We start from the raw sequence: 18,199 nt of genomic DNA, 5'->3' as shown, positions 1-18,199 counted from the left end.
CCCACACAAAAAGAGGGGAACGAGGCTTGCCCTCGTTCCCCTCTCGCTGTAATCGGAAGCCGCGCAAATCATGGTGAGGATCGAGCGGATTCTCTAAAAATCGGCGGGAGACAGGGCCTGTGCGCCTTACCTCCCGCGAACAATAAAGGCGAGGAGGATATTACTGTGACAGAGTTGGAACAGGCCCGCCTGGAACAGGCTTTTCAGGCCGCGAAGGAATGGAAGCGGCAGCGCGTCAGCCTCCGCAACGACGGCGGGGAAGGCTGGGAGGAGGCCAAAACGAAATTTGAGAAGGCCAAAAATGATATCATGCTGGAGTACGACCAGAATGTCAATCCCGACGCCGTCAGCAAAGAGCTGGAGGACCAGCTTCGCTTTGTGATGCAGGTGGTCCAGCAGCAGGCCAGCAACACGTTCGTGAAAAGGGGCGATGATTTCACCCGTAACCCGGAGCTTTGGATCGCGTTCTTCGCACGCTATCCGCTGCTGTTCAACTTCCGCGAGCGGGAAAGCAAAACCTTTGATAAAAAGGAATTTTCCCTGGACGCCAACGCGGAGCTCATCACCGACTGCCTGGGGGCCAATACGCCCAAGAGCATCGCGGAATCCTTCATCAAGGCGCTGCAAAAGGCATCCGGCAAGGTGATCTCAGCCAGCAGCGAAAACGAGCATCTCCAGTACCTGACCCTGATCCGCTCCTATGATAAGGCAAGCACGCTGACCATCTACCGGGCGGAATTGAAGCTGGAGGTCAAGAAGGTAAAGACCATCTGCGCGGGAACCGCCAAGCAGGACCTTCACATTGATTATGACCGGACCGTCTTCGAGATCAACAACCTGCTGGCCCAGGCCCTGTATGAGCCGCTGGTGAAGGCCGCCAAGGACGAGCTGGTTGCCCGTCTCACGGAATTTTTCCTGAAAATGGCGAAGGAGCAGTTCGACGATTTCGACAAGTGGCTGAACGATCCCAAATGACAGAGACCGGAGACGAGAGGAGATGAACAGGCGATGATCTATTTCAAATTAAGAACAGGAGAGCAGAAGATTCTGTCTATTCGCAGCACGTTTGCGAGTCAGGCGGACACGGGCGCTGATCTCGACCAGGCGATGGCAAACCCGGTCATCGATCCAATCGGACTGAATATCAGGATTGCTTCCCAAAATCCGTGTTTTGTCGTGGAGAAAACGTGGTACAGCGCGGAGCAGCTGGCCTCCCAAAACCACGACAGCTTTATTGTTGGCGGCTTGACATGCTGTGCGGCCGTGTTGTCTTACGATGGGGCGTCAAATCTGGTCAACGTGGGCCACGCTCAGGGCGGATTCATCAACGATAGCCAACTGGCTTATATCAAATCTCTTTGCGATTGCGGGAGCATCCAGCATATTATTTACGCGACGCCGATTCTTTCGACCAGCGGCGCCGGTGCGGATAAGGGCTACAAAGACGAAATTTCCCGTCTGGTCAACGCAGCCGGGAACAGCAGGATCTACATAATTGATGGGTTTGGAAGAGGCGTCGGCTCAATCGAAGGCACAGTCTATGGGGATATGATGGGAAACATTTGTTTCCGTTAGGATAGCAGCTTTTTATGGCAGCACCCGCGCTGTGGGAGCTGCCATAAAATTCTTTTGCGCATCCTTTCAGTGACATGATTCCCGTGTTATATTGACCTGCCCCATAACCCCAGCTCAGATTACGGAAAGGAGACGGCTATATGCCTGAAACACCATATCAAGTTCTAATCGATAAAGATTTACGCCCCGCGTACTATGATGATTTTCGCTGCCTGTCCTCTGCCTGCCGGCTCAACTGCTGCGGGGACGGCTGGCATATTGGTTTCGATAAAAAGGACTACCAGACGATAAAGCGGCAGAAGGGCACACCGGAGCTGAATGCGCGCCTGGAACACTGTGTGCGCCGTGTCCGCTCAGGAGAATTCGCGGGCAGGAACTACGGGGAATTTGTCCTTCATGACGGCGTGTGCCCTCTGCTGCGGGATGGCATCTGCTCTCTCCAGCGTGAAAAAGGCGAGGAAGCGCTGCCCAAAATCTGCCGGGCCTTCCCCCGCAGTGAGAGCTGCTCTCCGTCCGGGTATTTCGAGCGAATGCTCGGCCTTGGCTGTGAAGGCGTCCTGTCCCTGCTGTGGAATCTTCCCGGCGGCGTGAATTTTGTGTCGGACCCGCTGCCGAAAGCGCGGCGCCGTATGTGGGAGCCGCCGAAAGATCAGCCGCTGCCGCCCTATTTTCAAGAGATTCGTTCTGTATGCATTGATATTTTGCAAGATCGCCGTCTTGCGCTTCCAGAGCGAATTTTTGTGATGGGTATGGCCCTCCGGGAGCTGGCGGACGGAGAGGAGGACATCCCGCGCTGGCTGGCGCGCGCCGCTGTCTTGGCGGATCAGATAGAGCCGGGACAATTTTTGCGGCATGATTCTTCTACGCTCTCTATATTCCTGATGAACAATGCCAACAACCTGCATTTGCTGATACAAGGCGGCAGGCCGTCGCTGCTCGGCTTGGCGAAATCGTTGGAACTGGAGCGGAACCCGGAGAGCGGCCATTTCAGGCTTCGCCGCAGCCACTATTTGAGCGCTCAGGCCCGTTTCAATGAAACGCTTGGAAAGCAGGAGTGGTTTTGGGAGAACCTCATGGTTACGCTATTTTATAACTGGCGTCTGCCAGACTGCACTTCGCGGGAGCTGCTGTGGCGCAGCTATGTGAATTTTTGCAATATGTATTCGATATACCGCTTTCTTTCAGTTATGAGCTGCCGTGACGGCGTTTCAGAAACAAAAGAAGAACTATTCCGGCTGCTGGTCATCGTCAGCCGCGCTTTGATTCACAGCACGGGCGCGCGGTTCCTCAGTGACCAGATGCTTCAGCACGACAGCGCCACGCTGGCTCACATGGCGATTTTGCTGAGTGGCTGACCAGTGCTTGAATAATTATATACCGAGGACGGCATGGCATTCCTAAAATTACCTGGGAGGGATTTCAATGAGCAGAAATAGAAAGGATTCTTCAATTTCTCCGCTGAGAATGCGCAATTTGAACTTCAACGCTCCTTTCGTTTTAATGTTGATGTTCCTGCTGGGAGTATTGCTGAAATACGCTTCGGGACATTTGCCGATCCCCGAATTTTGGCGTGATATTGTCAGTATTTTAGGGGATGGCATTATTACAACGACGGTCCTGGGCTTTTTCGTTTCTATTTCTACTGAAAGAGACACGATCAAGAATTTTTCGGAGGAAATATGCAGTCATATCGATGTGCTGTGGAGAAATGATTATTTTCCTGTCCGTTTTGCGAAACCCATAGGCATTCTAAACACAGAAGATATCGCTGGAAATTCTGGAATACCGGCCAAAGAATTGCGCGATTCATTTCAAAACTATATCAAGGACATTGCGCAATACACAGATGATCTTGCGGAACAATTGGTCTATATCCACAACTTCACCAGACAGGTTTCCCTGTATATCAGTGAAGCCAATGATTTTGTTGAGGTGTATACCATCACGGATGCCATCTATGTGAATCTAAGCAGAGACCCGTATAAGGCCGCGCACAATCCACAGTTTCTGAAAACAGATGGAAGCGGGCCGTCTTACCAGATCATACAGATGGAAGTGAATGGTGAGGATCAGACCAAAGAGGCGCAGGAGAGCTTACGGCAAATGGCGTTGAAGCCCATATTTGAAAGCAGCGTTTATGAACATGGAAAAGGCTATGATGTGGAAGTTCCTGCGCATCAGGCGATAAGAATCCATCTGAAAACCGTTCATAAGATGCCGCTTAGTATGTTCTTTCAGTCTAAGGTATTTGACATTCCCTGTATGAATTTTTCTCTTACAGCAAATTTGCACACTGCAAAGACGGATGGCGATGCTATAAAAAATCTCACTTTTCGATACCAGCTTTTTGAAACAAAGGCCCCTTCCTCTAAGGAAACGATCAAAACGCAAAAAGCGTTTACGGAAGGCTGCGACGGCCCTTTACATCTATCCGGCAAGTACATGAAACCTGGAAGCGGATATGCGATAACCCTTGGATTTATTTATGATGCCAACAGTTTGAACTTGCTTGGAAAAATTAGAGGTTTATCGAACGAGATTGGCGTCAGCGTAATTCTGGAAGAAGCAATCAGGTGGAAAAAGCAGGCTGATCCCAAAAAAAGACCCGACTTAAAAGAAAACCCGAAAAGAGAATTCGAAAAGGCCAAGCTGCTGTTTGAATATGTCCTCCTTGTGGAGCCAACCAACCAAGAGGCCCTCATAGAATACGGAGGACTATACTATGACGCCAAACAGTATGTGAAAGCGTTGGAAAAGTGGAAGGCGCTGCTTGTTCAAAAAAAATCAGCGTACCACTGCTGGCTGTGTGCCCATGCGGCTTCCTGTATGGGGGATATGCTGCAAAAAGGAAATTACCGCCACGAAGGGCTGAACTGCCCGGATGAGCACGATGGCTGGCACGAAAAACTACGAGAGATGTAGCCCTGTAAGAATTAGCCCTGCTTGACTTTTTTATAGTTCGCAAACCAGATGATGGGAGGGATATGGGGTGAACAATATTGATTTTTTTCGATATTATTTGGCAAGCGAAACTGGACTGATTATAAGCATAACTGCGCTTATCTTTGATTTTTGGGCTTTCTTTTATAGCAATAGTTTACCCTGGAATGCAGAAGTAGCCTTCTCAAATCTCAGCGCACAGGAAAAAAAGGCTGCAGAGTATATCGAAAGAAAAAAGCTGGAAAGTCGGCGGCATTTCAAAAACAGTGTGTGCTTCATTGTTTTAATTCTGTCAATTCTGGTTATTGCGAATTATGTTTCTGTCAAATTCATTGAGCGAAACCCATTGGTTGAAGTTCCAACTTTGCAAAACCTGCCGTATTCGGATGCTGTTATTTTACTCCGGTCCGTTGGCTTGACCGAAAAAATTACGGGTGAGAGTGATTCCGATGAATGGGCGAACTGCACTGTTCAAGAACAGCATCCCAACGCAGGAGAGGGAGTGCTGCCAGGATCGTCTGTCATATTGGAACTTGCGGATAAAAATTTGAACTCCCTGCACTACATTGCTGTTGATCCGCTCATAAGCGATTATGTGGATGTTCGAGAGGTCCCCTCTCGGGCCGTCTGCGGGGAAACTGTTACGATAAGAGCGACGTTCCCTGAGCAAGCACTTGTTTTTGTGGTTGGACATAATGGGGATATGCTCGAGCTCTTATGGACTACCGAAGATGAATTCACGTTTATCATGCCGGAACAAGATGTTACGGTATGTATGGACCCACCCGCTGGAGCCGATGAAAACCCGGTTGACGAAAATTTGACCGATTCGCCTGGCAGCTCAATCGATGTAGATTCAGAAATATGGGACTACAACGCAATTGAGTTTGTTTTGAACGCAAGTTTGATGAGTAACTACGAGGACGGTACATTTCATCCTGGAGAAGCGGTTTCTCGAGCAGAAGTCGTCGGCATTTTGTATAGGATGGCAGGTGAACCACCGCCAAAAACTATGGGACATCTCGACTTTCAGGATGTGGAACTCGACGCTTGGTATTTTGACGCTGTCCTATGGGCCGTGCAGAATGGAATCGTTATTGGCAACAGCGGTTTGCGCTTTTACCCAGACGATTCCGCTACGGTTGAACAAGTCGCTGATATGCTCTGGCGTTATGTGGGGAGCCCTTCTGTCAGAAGTATAGCTCCAGCTTTTATAGATGATGATTTGGTGGATGAGTCCATGCACGAGGCCACCATATGGGCTGTGGAGCAGAAAATTATAACAACTACAAGTACGGGAATGCTTTACGCTAAAAGTTTTGTAACTCGTAACCACCTAGCTCAAATTCTTAGGCGATATTATAGTGCGGATTTTCAACGTATTTAAAGATTACCGATTATACAGCTATTTTCAGCTTTTAACCTCATTTGTGGACAACCCTCTGCGAAAATACACTCGTCTGGATTTCAGTTCATTTTTCTGAGAAGCGGATTCGACCGCTTGTGTCGTGTCCAGAGCACCTTCACCATAATAAAGCTGATAAGAAAACGAGGGTGAGCATTTTATAAACTGACAATAGCAGAACTCAAGCGGGTGAGATCATGAGGCGGCCTTTCGATTTACTTAAGGCTGTTAGTTGGCGAAGTTCAATTCCATTATCATATTTTTTGAGATCGGTGCGGACGGCCCTGTGGCTGTCTGCACCATCTTTTTTCCTCGACGGTTTTCCCCAAAATCCTCTTATATTCGACAGGGGATTTTGGGGAAAACCGTCGAATCATATCCCCGGAGCCTGCCCTCTTTGTCGGGTCTCGGGGAAAAAGGGGGAGCTATTTAGAAAAAGTTTACAGTTGCGCAAAAAATGGCGGTTTCTTTGCTTTCGGCTTGTTCCCACGGATTGGGACCCCCGCATAGCTAAATACCCGTGATCTTCAATCTCAGACTCTTTACAAATTCTGAGATTGGAGATCAAACAAATGAAAAACTGGCAGGAAAGCCGGAATTATAGGCGAATCAAGGATAAAGACGGCAATATTATTGCAAACATCATCACGGTAGACGGCGTAGATGTGGAGGTCACAGAAGATGTTTTCCTGGCTTATTCCCAAGCAGACCGCAGAGAACGTTACATAGCTGAAGAAGTGGAACCCGGTAGAGTCTTGTCGTTGGAAAGACTGATGGAGGACGGGGTTCCTTTGGCCAAATTAGGGATTGAGCAAGAGCCGAGTGCGGAGAGCATCGTACTGGAAGGAGAGGACGAAAAAGAGCTGGCGATTCAGAAGTCTCGCCTTATTTCGGCTCTTTCTAGCCTGAATGAAGCTGAAAAACAGCTTGTTCAAGCTCTTTTCTTTGACAGCATCCCGCTCCGTGAGTACGCAAGATGTCTGAATGTCCAGCTTCGGACGGTTCAATATCGCCGGGATAAACTGCTGGATAAATTGCGGCGTGAAATTTTTTCGTGAATTTGTTAGTCACCCGTTGATTCGTCGGGAGGGGGAGTGAGGGAATTATTGCCTCCCTCACTGCTCCTTGACAACTGAACATCAGCAGTACGGGGAACCACCTGAGCAGACGAGCGTCCAGCAGCGCACGCCATGACATCGAAGTGCAGCGTACCATAATGTGGCGAACACGAATTTTATCGCCACATCTCTTTCTCTCCCCCGGAGCCGTTCCATCCCGGAACGGCTCCGGGGCCTTCGATGAGCGAGAATGCCACCTGCGGAACGGCCTTTGGCAAGGCCGTCAGCATTGACCCTGTCCAGGTTTATAATGAGACACCTTCGCGCGGCCTGAAACCCAGGCCGCGGGGCTGCCCTGGAGTTGAAAGCAGTAGAGACTCCTGGTATACGCCCGCGCAGGTCCCGCCAGACCTGACCCGTACTGTTCCCGATCCACCGGGGCGCGCGCGCAAATACGGTGGAATTGACGAAAGAACATTGATTGGGGACTTTTACGGATGAATACTTCAAACAGGCAAGATTCCCATAACGAAATCGGACACATCTTCAAGGACTTACTCCCTGCTCAGGGGATGCCGGAGCGCCCGGAGCAAATTGCCCTGAGCTATCGGATGCTGGACGCCATGCTGGACGGCGGCATCGCCCTGTGCGACGCCGGAACGGGCATCGGCAAAACCTATGCCTACTTGGTCGCCGGAACGGCGTACCAGCGGTTCCTGGCGGACAGCGGCAAGTCTCTCCGCCCCATCCTCATTTCCACCTCCAGCATCGCCCTCCAACGGGCCGTGCGGGACGAATACCTGCCCTTTCTCTCCGCTGTGCTGATGGCGGACGGCATGATCGCCGCGCCCATTCAAGCGGTGATCCGCAAGGGTAAGTCTCACTATGTCTGCGACGAGCGCCTGGAGCGGCGGCTGGGCCAGCTGGACCTGAGAAAGAAAAACTGGAGGGCCGGAAATGCCCTGCTTTCCCTTCGGGAGAGCCTGGACCTCGACGGAGCCGCCCGCCTGAGTCACTATGACCGGGAGCGCGTCTGCGTTCCCCAGGTCTGTGACTGCAAGCGTGAGCATTGCCGTTACCGAACCTTCCTGGAGAGCTGTGACAGCAACTGGTATCAATTCCAGATTTGCAACCACAACCTTCTACTGGCCGACGCCATCCACCGTGGGACAGGCCGAAGGCCCATCCTCCCGGACAGCCGGGCCATTATCATCGACGAGGCCCACAAACTGCCGGAGACGGCCCGCCAGATGTTCGGCGTATCCCTTCGGGCCGAGGACATCCAGGGCCTCATCCACGATCTGCGGAAGGAAAAGTATCTGCTGGCGGCGGACGCTCTGGCGGACACCACGCGGCTCCTTCTGCGGAAGCTGGGCCAGCCCTACGATCAGAACCGGCACTTTTCGGAGTACACTCGGCTTCTCATCGCGCCCAACCGAGCGATGGAGGTCGTTCACAAGCAGATCAACTACCTGCTCTCGCCTCCGGTACGCAAGCGGCTGGAGAAGCTGGCTTCCACAATGGCGCTGTTCAGCGAGGGCCATCCGAACATGGTGTTTTATGTCTCCGAGGATGCCCGCAACAGCGTCATGCTCTGCGCCACGATATCCGACCTGACCGCCCAGCTCCGAAGCACCCTTTGGAACCAACCCCGCCCCATCCTGCTGACCTCCGGCACCCTGGCCGTAGGCAGCGACTTCCGACGCTTCCGGGAGGAAGCGGGGCTGATGACCAACGACCGGGTGACAGAGTCTGTTTCTCTTTCCCCTTTTGACTACCGGGAGAACTGCCTGCTCTACATCCCGCAGTACCCTCCCGGCTTAAAAGACCATGCGTATTACAATACCCTGGCAGAAGAAATCGGCCTGCTGCTGGGAGCGGTCGGAGGCCACGCACTGGTGCTGTTCACCTCCTACGCCGCCATGTCCGCCGTGAAGGAACGGCTGGCTGAAAGCGGCCTCGCTTGGCCCCTGTTCACCCTGGGCCGCAACGCGGTACATACCACGGAGCAGTTCAAGGCCAAACCCGGAAGCGTCCTGCTGGCCACCGGGGCCGCCTGGGAAGGCTTTGATTTTCCCGGCGACTGCGTGTCGCTGCTGGTCATCCCCCGCCTGCCCTTCGCCCACCCGGACGCTCTCAAAGAGAAGGAAAAGGAGCTGTATCCCAGCCTCCGCGCCTTCATCCGGGCCGTGGTGGTGCCGGAGATGCAGATCAAGCTGAAGCAGGGTTTTGGCAGGGCCATCCGCACCGAAACGGACACCTGCGTGGTGGCCATTCTGGACGAGCGGTCTGTCCCCGGAAAACGGTACTTCGAGGACGTGAAAACCGCCCTGCCGGAAATGCGGATCACCGATGACCTGGATGACGTGGAAGCGTTTATTCGAAGCGTTAAGGGACCGGACTATTTTCGGGAGGACGGCAGATGAGCGGCGTCAATGCGAAAAACGAAATCCGGTACATTCTCGTCACCCGGACGCTGGAGGATATGGCCCAGGCGGGCTTCCTGACGGCGGAGGAATTGGCGGTCGCCAAACACCTTGCGGTGCAGAAATATCGTCCTTCGGCTGTGTGGGAATAGTTCTGGATATCTCCGCCAAGGTGTGGTAGTGTTGGCGTTGCAAAAAAGGAAGGAGGCGCTGATCGATGGCGGCAAATGTGAAAATCATCCCTCCCAGAGAGATGAAACCTGACACTCTGCGTGTCGCAGCCTACTGCCGGGTCAGTTCCGACTCCTCCGACCAGCTCCATTCCTACGCCGCCCAAATTCGTGCCTATACCGAAAAGATCGGCAATCACGAGGGCTGGGAGCTGGTGGATATCTACGCCGACGAGGGCCTGACGGGCACCCGGATGGACAAGCGGGAGGACTTTCACCGTATGCTCGACCACTGCCGGAAGGGCAGGATCGACAAGATTCTGGTGAAATCCATCTCCCGCTTCGCCCGGAACACCAAGGACTGCCTCGCCTCCCTGCGGGAGCTGACGGTCCTGGGCGTGTCCGTCGACTTCGAGGAAAATCATATCAGCACCGAAACGCTCACCACCGAACTGATGGTGAGCGTTTTCGGCGCCCTGGCCCAGCAGGAATCCGTCTCCATCTCGCAGAACCAGCGGATGAGCTATCAGCGCCGGATGGAGCGGGGGGAGTTCATCACCACCAAGGCTCCCTTCGGCTACCGGCTGAAAGACGGGAAGAACCTTGAAATCGCGGAGGACGAAGCGTGGCTGATCCGCAAAATATTCGGCCTGTATCTCTGCGGCATCGGCACAGAGGAAATAGCGAAAGCCGTCACCCAAACCGGAGTTCGCACAAGAGATGGCCATGCGGAATGGAACCATGTGGGCATCAACTATATCCTCCGAAACGAAAAATACATTGGTGACGCCCTATGCCAGAAAACGCTGGCCACGGACAGCTTCCCATTCGCCAAAAAGCGGAACGAGGGTGAAAAGGACCAATACTATGTGGATGGCACTCATCCCGCCATCATTTCAAAGGACACGTTCCAAAGGGTGCAGAGGCTTCTTAACACGAGAAGCCAGCACCTGGACGGTCCCTATAAGGTCTATCCTCTCTCCAAAAAGATACTCTGCGGCGTGTGCGGTTCCACCTTCGTCCGCAAGGCGTCCCCCAGCGGATACGTCAGCTGGGTTTGCCGCAAGCACAATGAAAGTGCCGTCGGCTGCCCCATAGGCCGAATCGCTGAGAGCGAGATATACGCCGCCTTTGTGCGGATGTACAACAAACTCAGGCTCCATGAGGGCGTCATCCTCAAACCCGCTCTTGCCCAGCTGAGGGACCTGAACGACGCCCTCCAGCGGAGCAGCCCCGCCATGCTGGCGGTGAACAAGGCCATTGCCGAAGCCACGGAGCAGAGCTATAAGGTCGCCACCCTGCAAAGCAGGGGCCTGCTGGACGCCGCCGCCTGTACCGCCAAGCTGCGGACCATCGAATGCAGGCTGACGGAGCTTCGGCGGGAACGCCGCCGTCTGTTGAAGAACGAGGACCTGGACGAAACCATGGAGACGCTCCGCCAGACAGTGAATATCATCCGCGGCGGACCGGAACGGCTGGAGGACTTCGACGAAATCCTGTTCGCTGATCTGGTGGAGCGGATCACGGCGGAGTCCCAGACCCAAGTCCGCTTCCGGCTCTACGGCGGGATCGAGCTGACGGAACAGCTCCGGGAGGCGCGGAGATGAAAAACCGGAAGATTTTATATGGCTATCAAATCCAGCGGGGCGAGTTCGTTATCCAGCCCCAGGAGGCCATCATCGTGAAGCGGATAGCGACAATGTACATTGACGGCCTCTCCTATCAGAAAATTGCCGATACGCTCAACCGCGACGGCATCCCGTTCAGCGCGGAAGTCCCGCTCTGGAACAAGCACAAGGTCAAGCGGCTCCTGGAGAATCCCCGTTACACGGGGGCGGACGGTTATCCCGCTATCATCGACGGCGAAACCTTCCAAATCATCCAGCGCAAAATCATGGGCAAGACCGAAAATTACTCAAAAGCGGAAAAACGGCCCGCCCTTTCTTTAAAAGATTCCCTTCGCTGCCAATGCGGCGGCGATTTACATAGGACCGCCGGACCGAACCGGCGAAAAGATACCCTGTATCTCAAATGCGGGGCCTGTGGTCAACAGTTCACGATATTAGACGCCGACCTACTGACTGAGGTATCCAAACAAATGGCATCGCATGATACGCCTGCCGAGGAAAGCTATGCCCCCTCCGGCAAGGTCATTCGTCTGACCAACGCCATCAACCGCGGCCTGGAGCATCCCGGCAAGCCGGAGGACGTGGTATCCCTGATCCTGCAAGGCGTTTCCGCCCGGTACGACTGCTGTCCCGGTCCAATGGAATCCAACGCCTCCAACCACCCAGCCGTGGTGGACTTCAAGTCCTTCGGTCAGGCGGTTTCTTATATCACGATCTCGGAGGAAAACACCATCACGGTACATTTCAAATAGGCGAAAGGAGCGTATCATTATGGAACGCAAAAGAACCAGACGAGACGGCAGGCTGCGGGTCGCGGTTTACTGCCGCGTCAGCCCCGACGGTGGCGACCTGTCCAACACCCTCGAAGCGCAGAGAGAACACTACACGCAAGAAATCCAGGCCCACCCCGAATGGAAGCTGGCCGGAATCTTCGCTGACAAGGGCCTGACCGGGGCGGACATGAAAAGACGGCCTGGGTTTAACCGTATGATGTCCGCCTGTAAGCGAGGGAGCGTTGATGTGATCCTCACGAGGTCCGTGACCCGTTTCGACCGGTGCCTCTATGATGTTCTCAAAACAATCCGATCCCTGAAAGCTATGGGCGTCAATGTGGTTTTCGAAAAGGAAAACATCAATACCGCTTCGGACAACCAGGAGTTCCAGACTGTCGTATACGACCTCTTCGCCACGCTGGAAAGCAAGTGCATCGCACGGAGTTTCATCTACCCCGTTAACCGGCCCACGATGCGGTAAAGACGAACCGGGAAAGGAGAGGCATATGACACAGACCATACAGCGGCGGGTGCGTATCATCCCCGCCACTAAGCCTCTGGCCTCCAACGGCCCCAGGCACAGCGGCAAGCAGCGGGTCGCCGCCTACTGCCGGGTATCCACCGACAGCGAGGAGCAGCTCAACAGCTACGAGGCCCAGAAAACCTACTACACCCAGAAGATCGAGGAGAACCCTGATTGGGAGCTGGCCGGGATCTTCGCCGACGAGGGCCTGAGCGGCACGAGTTTGAAAAAGCGGGCGGAGTTCAACCGCATGATCGCCGCCTGCAAGCGGGGACGCATCGACATGATCCTCACGAAATCCGCCTCCCGTTTCTCACGGAACACGGTGGACTGCCTCAAGATCATCCGGGTCCTCAAGGCCAGGGGCATCGGCGTGATCTTTGAAAAAGAGAACATCAACACGCTCACGGAAACCAGCGAATTTCTAATCACGCTGTTCAGCGGCTTCTCTCAGGCGGAGAGCGAATCCCTCAGAACCAATGTGATCTGGGGAATGCAGCAGAGCATGAAAGAGGGAAAACTCGTCTTTCACTACGACAAAACGCTGGGCTACCGTAAGGGGGCGGACGGCGAGCCGGAGATTGACCCGGAGGAGGCCGAAATCGTCCGCATGATTTACGCCCGGTATCTGGAGGGCCGCAGCCTTGGAGATATCCAGAAGGAGCTGACGGCGAAGGAGATTCCCACGGCGGTGGGCGTCCAGGGCTGGTCCCGGCAGGTGATTCAGAACATCCTGACCAATGAGAAATACATTGGCGACGGCCTCCGGCAAAAGACCTACACCACCGACTGCATCAGCAAAAAGGTGAAGAAAAATGAGGGCGAACTGCCGCAATACTATGTGGAGAACAATCACCCCGCCATCATTCCCAGGGAAATCTTCCTGCGGGTGAAGGAGGAGATGGCCCGCCGGGCCAGCAAACGGAAGGTGATGCAAAAGACGGGCAGGACCGAGCAGGGCAAGTATTCCGCCAAATACGCCCTCTCCGAGCTGCTGGTCTGCGGCGAGTGCGGAACGCCCTATAAACGCTGTACCTGGGCCAGGAACGGCAAGAAGCGTATCGTCTGGCGGTGTATCTCCCGCCTGGAGTTCGCCCGGCAATACTGCCACGACTCCCCCACCATCGACGAGGACAGGCTCCACAAGGCCATCGTGGCCGCCCTGAACCAGTACGGCGCCGTCCGGGACGAGGTGAGGGCCGACGCCCTGGAGCTGGCGAGGCTGGCCCAGAGCCGCGGCGTGGACGGCGGTGACAGCCTCCTGGAGCTGCGTCAAAGGCTGGACGCCCTGTCGGCGGAACAGGCCCTTCTGCTGGACGAGATTCTGGAGGACATGGACAACGCCCAACTGAACGTTCAGCTCAAGGCCATGGCGGAGGAAAAGCAGGACCTTCTGGAGCGGATAGAAGCTCTTGAGCAGGATGAGGCCCAGCAGGCCCTCCAGGCGTCCCGGCAGCGGGAGATGGAGGAATGGCTGGAAACCCAACCTCTGTGCTTCACGGAATACGAGGATACCGCCACCCGGAAATTGATTGAAAAGATCACGGTGGAGGACGCCGAAACCATCCTGGTCAAAATTCGGGACGTCGATGTAGTGATCGAACAGAAAATGTGCTAAAATAGGACAAGGGAGTGAGCGTATGGCGATATTCGTAACAGGCGACACCCACGGAGATTTCACCCGCTTCAAAAAAGAAATCTTTTATGAGCAGGCGGAGCTGACCAAAGATGACTGCGTTATAATTGCCGGCGATTTTGGCAGCGTATGGGACGGCAGCGCCAGAGAGCGGTGTCAGTTGGACTGGCTGGAGCGGAAGTCCTTCACAACGCTGTTTGTATCCGGGAACCACGAAAACTTCGACCTTCTGGCGGAGTACCCCACAGAGGATTGGCATGGCGGAAAGGTCCAGCGTATCCGCCCCTCGGTAATTCACCTGCTGCGTGGGCAGGTCTATGACATCCAGGGCAAGACCTTCTTTACGATGGGCGGAGGAAGCAGTCATGACATCAGCGGGGGCATCCTGGAGCCGGACGATCCGCAGTTTAAGCGCAAGCGCCGGAAGCTGGACGCCAGCAGGGCGCTGTACCGGGTGAACCACCGCTCCTGGTGGAAGGAGGAGCTGCCCAGCGAGGAGGAGTACCAAACCGCCAGGGCCAGCCTGGAGGAACACGGCTGGAAGGTAGATTACATCGTCACCCACTGCGGCCCCACCTCGGTGCAGGACGAGTTGAGCGGCAGGTTTTACAAAGCCGATCCGCTGACGGATTTTCTGGACGAGGTAGCGGAGCGGTGTGCGTTCCGAAATTGGTTCCTGGGCCATTACCATGTGAACAGCGTCATAAGGGAAAAGTTCGCCATACTTTATGAGCAGATCATCCGGTTAAAGATATAAACGAAAATTGCAGATAAGCAGAACGGTATTGACACGATCTTTCAATACCGCTCTGCTTGTTTGCAATTTTTTATTTACAAAAGGAGTACGATGTGTTACAATAAATCGTAGTTAAAAATTATGTTCCTCTTCCTAATTACCGAATAAGGCTCCGTTTCTAACAACATTGTTGGGGGTTCGAATTGCGTTACCTGATTTTCAAAAAATCAGCGTCCAAAAATCCAGCAAACCCTTGCGCCGCAAGGATTTGAGATGCATCTTTTTTGTCAAGAATAGACACTCAAGAAGACCGTCGATTTTTGTCGGCGGTCTTTTGCTATGCTTTTGTTTGTGCTAGTTTTGAGGAATGCTCTTGAACGGAAATCCTATAATTACACTCACAAGTAAAAAGGAGTGACAAGATTTACTTTATATATTATAATTCTTTTATAATCATCCCAAAACAATGAGGGGAGATATATTATGGATAAAGCAATAGAACTAATTGTATCATGGATACAAAAGAACCTTAAAAATCCAAAGTTATATGCTATATTTGCAGCTGTAATCGTTGTTATAGCTCTTGTTTTCCCATATGTAGATGCAAATTTTTTCTTTTATAACAGGATTGGAAAAAGAGTAGATATTTTACAGAGTCTTTCAGAAATTGATATGGAAAAAGTATCCCACTCCCCAGCGTTACAAGAAGAATATGACGCAATCATTTCAGAAGTTAAGAAACAGCGCGAATTATCAATTTCTAGTGCATTTTCTATTGAGCAAACTACAGGCAATATTCCCTTGTTTAAATTTTTGTCCGGTGGAGCCTTGACCTGGATTATTACACTATGCGTACCATTTATGAATACGCTTAAAGATAAGAAAACAAAGGTATTAGCGTTCTTTTTACTTGCATTATTCGGTGGAATTTTAGGTGGAGTCGCCTATATGATACCAACTATTTTTAATCCATGGATTAATTACATTGGTTATCCTGTGTTACAGATGATTGTAATAATTGCTTTAGCTATAAAGCCCAAGCAAGGATAAAATCCTCTTGCTGACGGGCTGTAAACCGTTGATCTGACTGGCTTTTTTGAACTCCTATAATTATACTCGGGCCAAAAGCCCTCTGAAATCAACAATTTCAGAGGGCTTTTTCTCTGTCTGTGGGCAAATATGTGGTCAGAGAGTGAACACTCATAATGGATAGACAAAAAAGTTGCGGAAATGATGGGTTCCTGGGAGTTGTCAAGAACTTTCATGGGTATAAATCTGCTGATTCTTATGGAGTACTGTTTGTGCTGATACATCCAAAGAAAAAGCAGAAAACGAAATGGAACGCAATAATGCCGAGGAAAAAGAAGTGCCGATATATTTTAGAAAGTCCTGTAAGTCAGTAGGGAGTTCTAAAAATATCGGCATTACTTGTTATGTTTTGGGTATCGATATAGAATAGGATATAGGTTTTGCAAAATTTAAGATGCGGTGGGCCGTGTATTGAAGACCAGGTGCCTATGCGGGAGCAAAGTTATTGGTCGAAATCACTTTATGCTAAATGGATGTACAAATTTGGCATCAATGTCTTTCTCAACTTGTACCAATTTCGTTAAAAATGCATCTTCATCCTCTCTTGGAAAAAGATAGTTTTCATCATATTGAGAACCGTATTCAATTGGCTGGTCCAAGACAATTTTTAGCGCAACATATCTTGAATAAAATTCTTTGCATATATTGGATGTACCTGTCAGAACTCCACAATGTTGTCGCAAAGGTCTTAACGCACTAATATCGCTCATCAGGTATTGAGAGTCAATAAACGGATCAAGAGTTTCGTTTATCAAGAATCCATATATTACGGAAGGCGTTGAGGTATGCTTTATCGAAGTGTAGTGAGTATCTTCAATTTCATTTTGTGCAAAAAACAGAGCGACATCGATATCTGAAGTAACATCAAGCAATGGAGATTCCAAACCATAGTGTTGCTGAAAGAGCAACTTAACAAATGCGGCATATTCATGATGGTAATCCTTTACCGAAAAAATTGTCTGCCCATCCATACTGCTAAACGTCGATGTTAATCCAAGTTTCACCAGATGGTCCGTTATTTTTTCTTGCCGATCTTCAGCAGGGTTTCTCGGTTCATAGAGACACCGATGAAAATATCCTTCCAAAGCATATTGGTATTTCAATATTTCTAACATCTTATATGAATATCTCTTAATATCCATGTTTCGGTAGATTGAGGGTGTCAGCGCCTCATCTCTTACGTTTCGCCAAGGACAGATAGGAATTTTTGGATCGATTGCAACCTTCCGAAGGTCAGGCAACCAATATTCTCTTGTTTGCCCCCTAAACCACAGGGAAAAGGGTGTTCCAGAAATTTTCTGTTCCCACAAGAAAAGAATTTTATCAAGTTCATGCCGACTGGATATATGGTAAGTAACATGCTGTGCGGAATCTAAAAGCATACCGAAGCCAATGGATTGCGCAATAATATTGCCGATTGAAAAGATGTCTTGTGCATGTTCTAAAAAGGTATACGCATTTGCATATTCTTGTATTGTTATTGGATCAAAGGGGAAACTATGCAAATGGTTATCTGCTTTGTTACGAAATGGTATAATTCCGTAGCTGGCATCTATCAAGATATGGTTGTCATTTCCAAAGAAAGATTCAAATGGATTTTCGTGTAGGCTCCCTTTTTCCAACAGAGATCTATCGGCTATCGTAAATCCGCCGTTGATAAGTTGGAAAAATAGTTCCTGATCCAAATGATACTGCGGAACTAAATTAGGACGCCATTCTGTTTTAGGTAACGAAGTTGGATACGCAATAGTAAAAGAATCTGGAATAGTGCAAGTTTTCGTAAAGTCAAGAAGATCTTCTAATTGAAACAACGCTTCATTGTAGTCACCGAAAGATCGTGCGTTGTTCAGTTTTGCCTCAGTAACCTTGATAGCATCCATTTTTGTAAAAAGCATAACAACCTCCATAATATTTTTCACATTCATTTCCGTAATCATCAGAAAAGCTATACCAATGTGCAACAACATATTTTATAATTACATTATTTGGCAATTTTTCCAGAGCATAATTTGACAACAGTTGCAGAATATCGTTGCGGCAAATGAGTGAAAAAATTTTTGAGGGTCTCGCTGCCTTTATTTCTTCCTTTTTTCCGTTCGTATATACTGTTCAATAACTCCATGAAGGAAATCTCAGTACCACGTTCGTGATGCCGGTTGATTGTGCGATGGCAAATGCTCCAAGTCATGCGTTTTATGGAGTAATCCCCAATTCCATGCTAACATATTGCATCTATAGTA

15 protein-coding genes are annotated in these 18,199 nt (G+C 51.1%); 14 read left to right on the top strand and 1 reads right to left on the bottom strand.

Features of this window, described 5'->3' with window-relative positions; translation table 11 throughout:
* Positions 1–165 precede the first annotated feature (165 nt).
* From C816_RS06635 to C816_RS06575, 14 genes are all read left to right on the top strand, one after another.
* On the top strand, positions 166–975 hold the full coding sequence (locus tag C816_RS06635) for a hypothetical protein (protein WP_016321621.1): 810 nt from the start codon (positions 166–168) through the stop codon (positions 973–975).
* 33 nt (positions 976–1,008) lie between these two features.
* On the top strand, positions 1,009–1,575 hold the full coding sequence (locus C816_RS06630) for a hypothetical protein (RefSeq protein ID WP_016321620.1): 567 nt from the start codon (positions 1,009–1,011) through the stop codon (positions 1,573–1,575).
* Between the two features lie 140 nt (positions 1,576–1,715).
* Positions 1,716–2,930: a flagellin lysine-N-methylase gene (fliB, locus tag C816_RS06625; RefSeq protein WP_016321619.1), complete on the top strand. Its 1,215-nt coding sequence runs from the start codon at positions 1,716–1,718 to the stop codon at positions 2,928–2,930.
* 67 nt (positions 2,931–2,997) lie between these two features.
* Positions 2,998–4,497 carry a tetratricopeptide repeat protein gene (locus C816_RS06620; RefSeq protein WP_016321618.1) on the top strand — a complete coding sequence of 500 codons (1,500 nt, stop codon included), beginning with the start codon at positions 2,998–3,000 and terminating at the stop codon, positions 4,495–4,497.
* 67 nt (positions 4,498–4,564) lie between these two features.
* Positions 4,565–5,902 carry an S-layer homology domain-containing protein gene (locus C816_RS06615; protein ID WP_016321617.1) on the top strand — a complete coding sequence of 446 codons (1,338 nt, stop codon included), beginning with the start codon at positions 4,565–4,567 and terminating at the stop codon, positions 5,900–5,902.
* A gap of 590 nt (positions 5,903–6,492) precedes the next feature.
* Positions 6,493–6,978 (top strand): sigma-70 RNA polymerase sigma factor region 4 domain-containing protein, encoded by a 486-nt coding sequence (locus C816_RS06610; RefSeq protein WP_016321616.1) that lies wholly within the window; start codon positions 6,493–6,495, stop codon positions 6,976–6,978.
* 497 nt (positions 6,979–7,475) lie between these two features.
* The gene (locus tag C816_RS06605) at positions 7,476–9,404 is read left to right on the top strand and encodes an ATP-dependent DNA helicase (RefSeq protein ID WP_016321615.1); all 1,929 of its coding nucleotides are present in this window, start codon (positions 7,476–7,478) and stop codon (positions 9,402–9,404) included.
* Positions 9,401–9,556 (top strand): hypothetical protein, encoded by a 156-nt coding sequence (locus tag C816_RS24215; RefSeq protein WP_016321614.1) that lies wholly within the window; start codon positions 9,401–9,403, stop codon positions 9,554–9,556. Before C816_RS06605 ends, C816_RS24215 begins: the two co-directional genes overlap by 4 nt.
* Before the next feature lie 101 nt (positions 9,557–9,657).
* Positions 9,658–11,181, top strand: coding sequence for a recombinase family protein (locus tag C816_RS06600; RefSeq protein WP_242832152.1), 1,524 nt, complete (start codon positions 9,658–9,660; stop codon positions 11,179–11,181).
* Positions 11,178–11,954, top strand: coding sequence for a recombinase family protein (locus tag C816_RS06595; protein ID WP_016321612.1), 777 nt, complete (start codon positions 11,178–11,180; stop codon positions 11,952–11,954). Before C816_RS06600 ends, C816_RS06595 begins: the two co-directional genes overlap by 4 nt.
* Before the next feature lie 19 nt (positions 11,955–11,973).
* Positions 11,974–12,456, top strand: coding sequence for a recombinase family protein (locus tag C816_RS06590; protein WP_016321611.1), 483 nt, complete (start codon positions 11,974–11,976; stop codon positions 12,454–12,456).
* Between the two features lie 25 nt (positions 12,457–12,481).
* Positions 12,482–14,116, top strand: coding sequence for a recombinase family protein (locus C816_RS06585; protein WP_016321610.1), 1,635 nt, complete (start codon positions 12,482–12,484; stop codon positions 14,114–14,116).
* Between the two features lie 22 nt (positions 14,117–14,138).
* Positions 14,139–14,891: a metallophosphoesterase family protein gene (locus C816_RS06580; RefSeq protein WP_016321609.1), complete on the top strand. Its 753-nt coding sequence runs from the start codon at positions 14,139–14,141 to the stop codon at positions 14,889–14,891.
* Between the two features lie 462 nt (positions 14,892–15,353).
* A complete protein-coding gene (locus tag C816_RS06575) occupies positions 15,354–15,920 on the top strand; it encodes a hypothetical protein (protein ID WP_016321608.1) in 567 nt (188 codons plus the stop codon).
* A gap of 494 nt (positions 15,921–16,414) precedes the next feature.
* Here the strand turns inward: C816_RS06575 and C816_RS06570 are convergent, their stop codons facing one another.
* Entirely contained in the window at positions 16,415–17,896 is a 1,482-nt protein-coding gene (locus C816_RS06570) for an FRG domain-containing protein (RefSeq protein WP_207636898.1), read from the bottom strand.
* Positions 17,897–18,199: the final 303 nt, after the last annotated feature.

It is taken from the genome of Oscillibacter sp. 1-3 (assembly GCF_000403435.2).
In the GTDB taxonomy this organism is placed as follows: Bacteria; Bacillota; Clostridia; order Oscillospirales; family Oscillospiraceae; genus Oscillibacter.
The sequence above is the reverse complement of the archived record's forward strand: the minus strand, read 5'-3'. Positions and strand labels throughout refer to the sequence as shown.

What these genes read in the sequence shown, in the direction of transcription:
- C816_RS06620 (WP_016321618.1), top strand. Translation starts at nt 2,998, where the DNA reads ATGAGCAGAAATAGAAAGGATTCTTCAATTTCTCCGCTGAGAATGCGC.
- C816_RS24215 (WP_016321614.1), top strand. Translation starts at nt 9,401, where the DNA reads ATGAGCGGCGTCAATGCGAAAAACGAAATCCGGTACATTCTCGTCACC.
- C816_RS06580 (WP_016321609.1), top strand. Translation starts at nt 14,139, where the DNA reads ATGGCGATATTCGTAACAGGCGACACCCACGGAGATTTCACCCGCTTC.
- C816_RS06605 (WP_016321615.1), top strand. Translation starts at nt 7,476, where the DNA reads ATGAATACTTCAAACAGGCAAGATTCCCATAACGAAATCGGACACATC.
- C816_RS06585 (WP_016321610.1), top strand. Translation starts at nt 12,482, where the DNA reads ATGACACAGACCATACAGCGGCGGGTGCGTATCATCCCCGCCACTAAG.
- C816_RS06570 (WP_207636898.1), bottom strand. Translation starts at nt 17,896, where the DNA reads ATGATTACGGAAATGAATGTGAAAAATATTATGGAGGTTGTTATGCTT.
- C816_RS06575 (WP_016321608.1), top strand. Translation starts at nt 15,354, where the DNA reads ATGGATAAAGCAATAGAACTAATTGTATCATGGATACAAAAGAACCTT.
- C816_RS06595 (WP_016321612.1), top strand. Translation starts at nt 11,178, where the DNA reads ATGAAAAACCGGAAGATTTTATATGGCTATCAAATCCAGCGGGGCGAG.
- C816_RS06610 (WP_016321616.1), top strand. Translation starts at nt 6,493, where the DNA reads ATGAAAAACTGGCAGGAAAGCCGGAATTATAGGCGAATCAAGGATAAA.
- C816_RS06600 (WP_242832152.1), top strand. Translation starts at nt 9,658, where the DNA reads ATGAAACCTGACACTCTGCGTGTCGCAGCCTACTGCCGGGTCAGTTCC.
- C816_RS06590 (WP_016321611.1), top strand. Translation starts at nt 11,974, where the DNA reads ATGGAACGCAAAAGAACCAGACGAGACGGCAGGCTGCGGGTCGCGGTT.
- C816_RS06630 (WP_016321620.1), top strand. Translation starts at nt 1,009, where the DNA reads ATGATCTATTTCAAATTAAGAACAGGAGAGCAGAAGATTCTGTCTATT.
- fliB (WP_016321619.1), top strand. Translation starts at nt 1,716, where the DNA reads ATGCCTGAAACACCATATCAAGTTCTAATCGATAAAGATTTACGCCCC.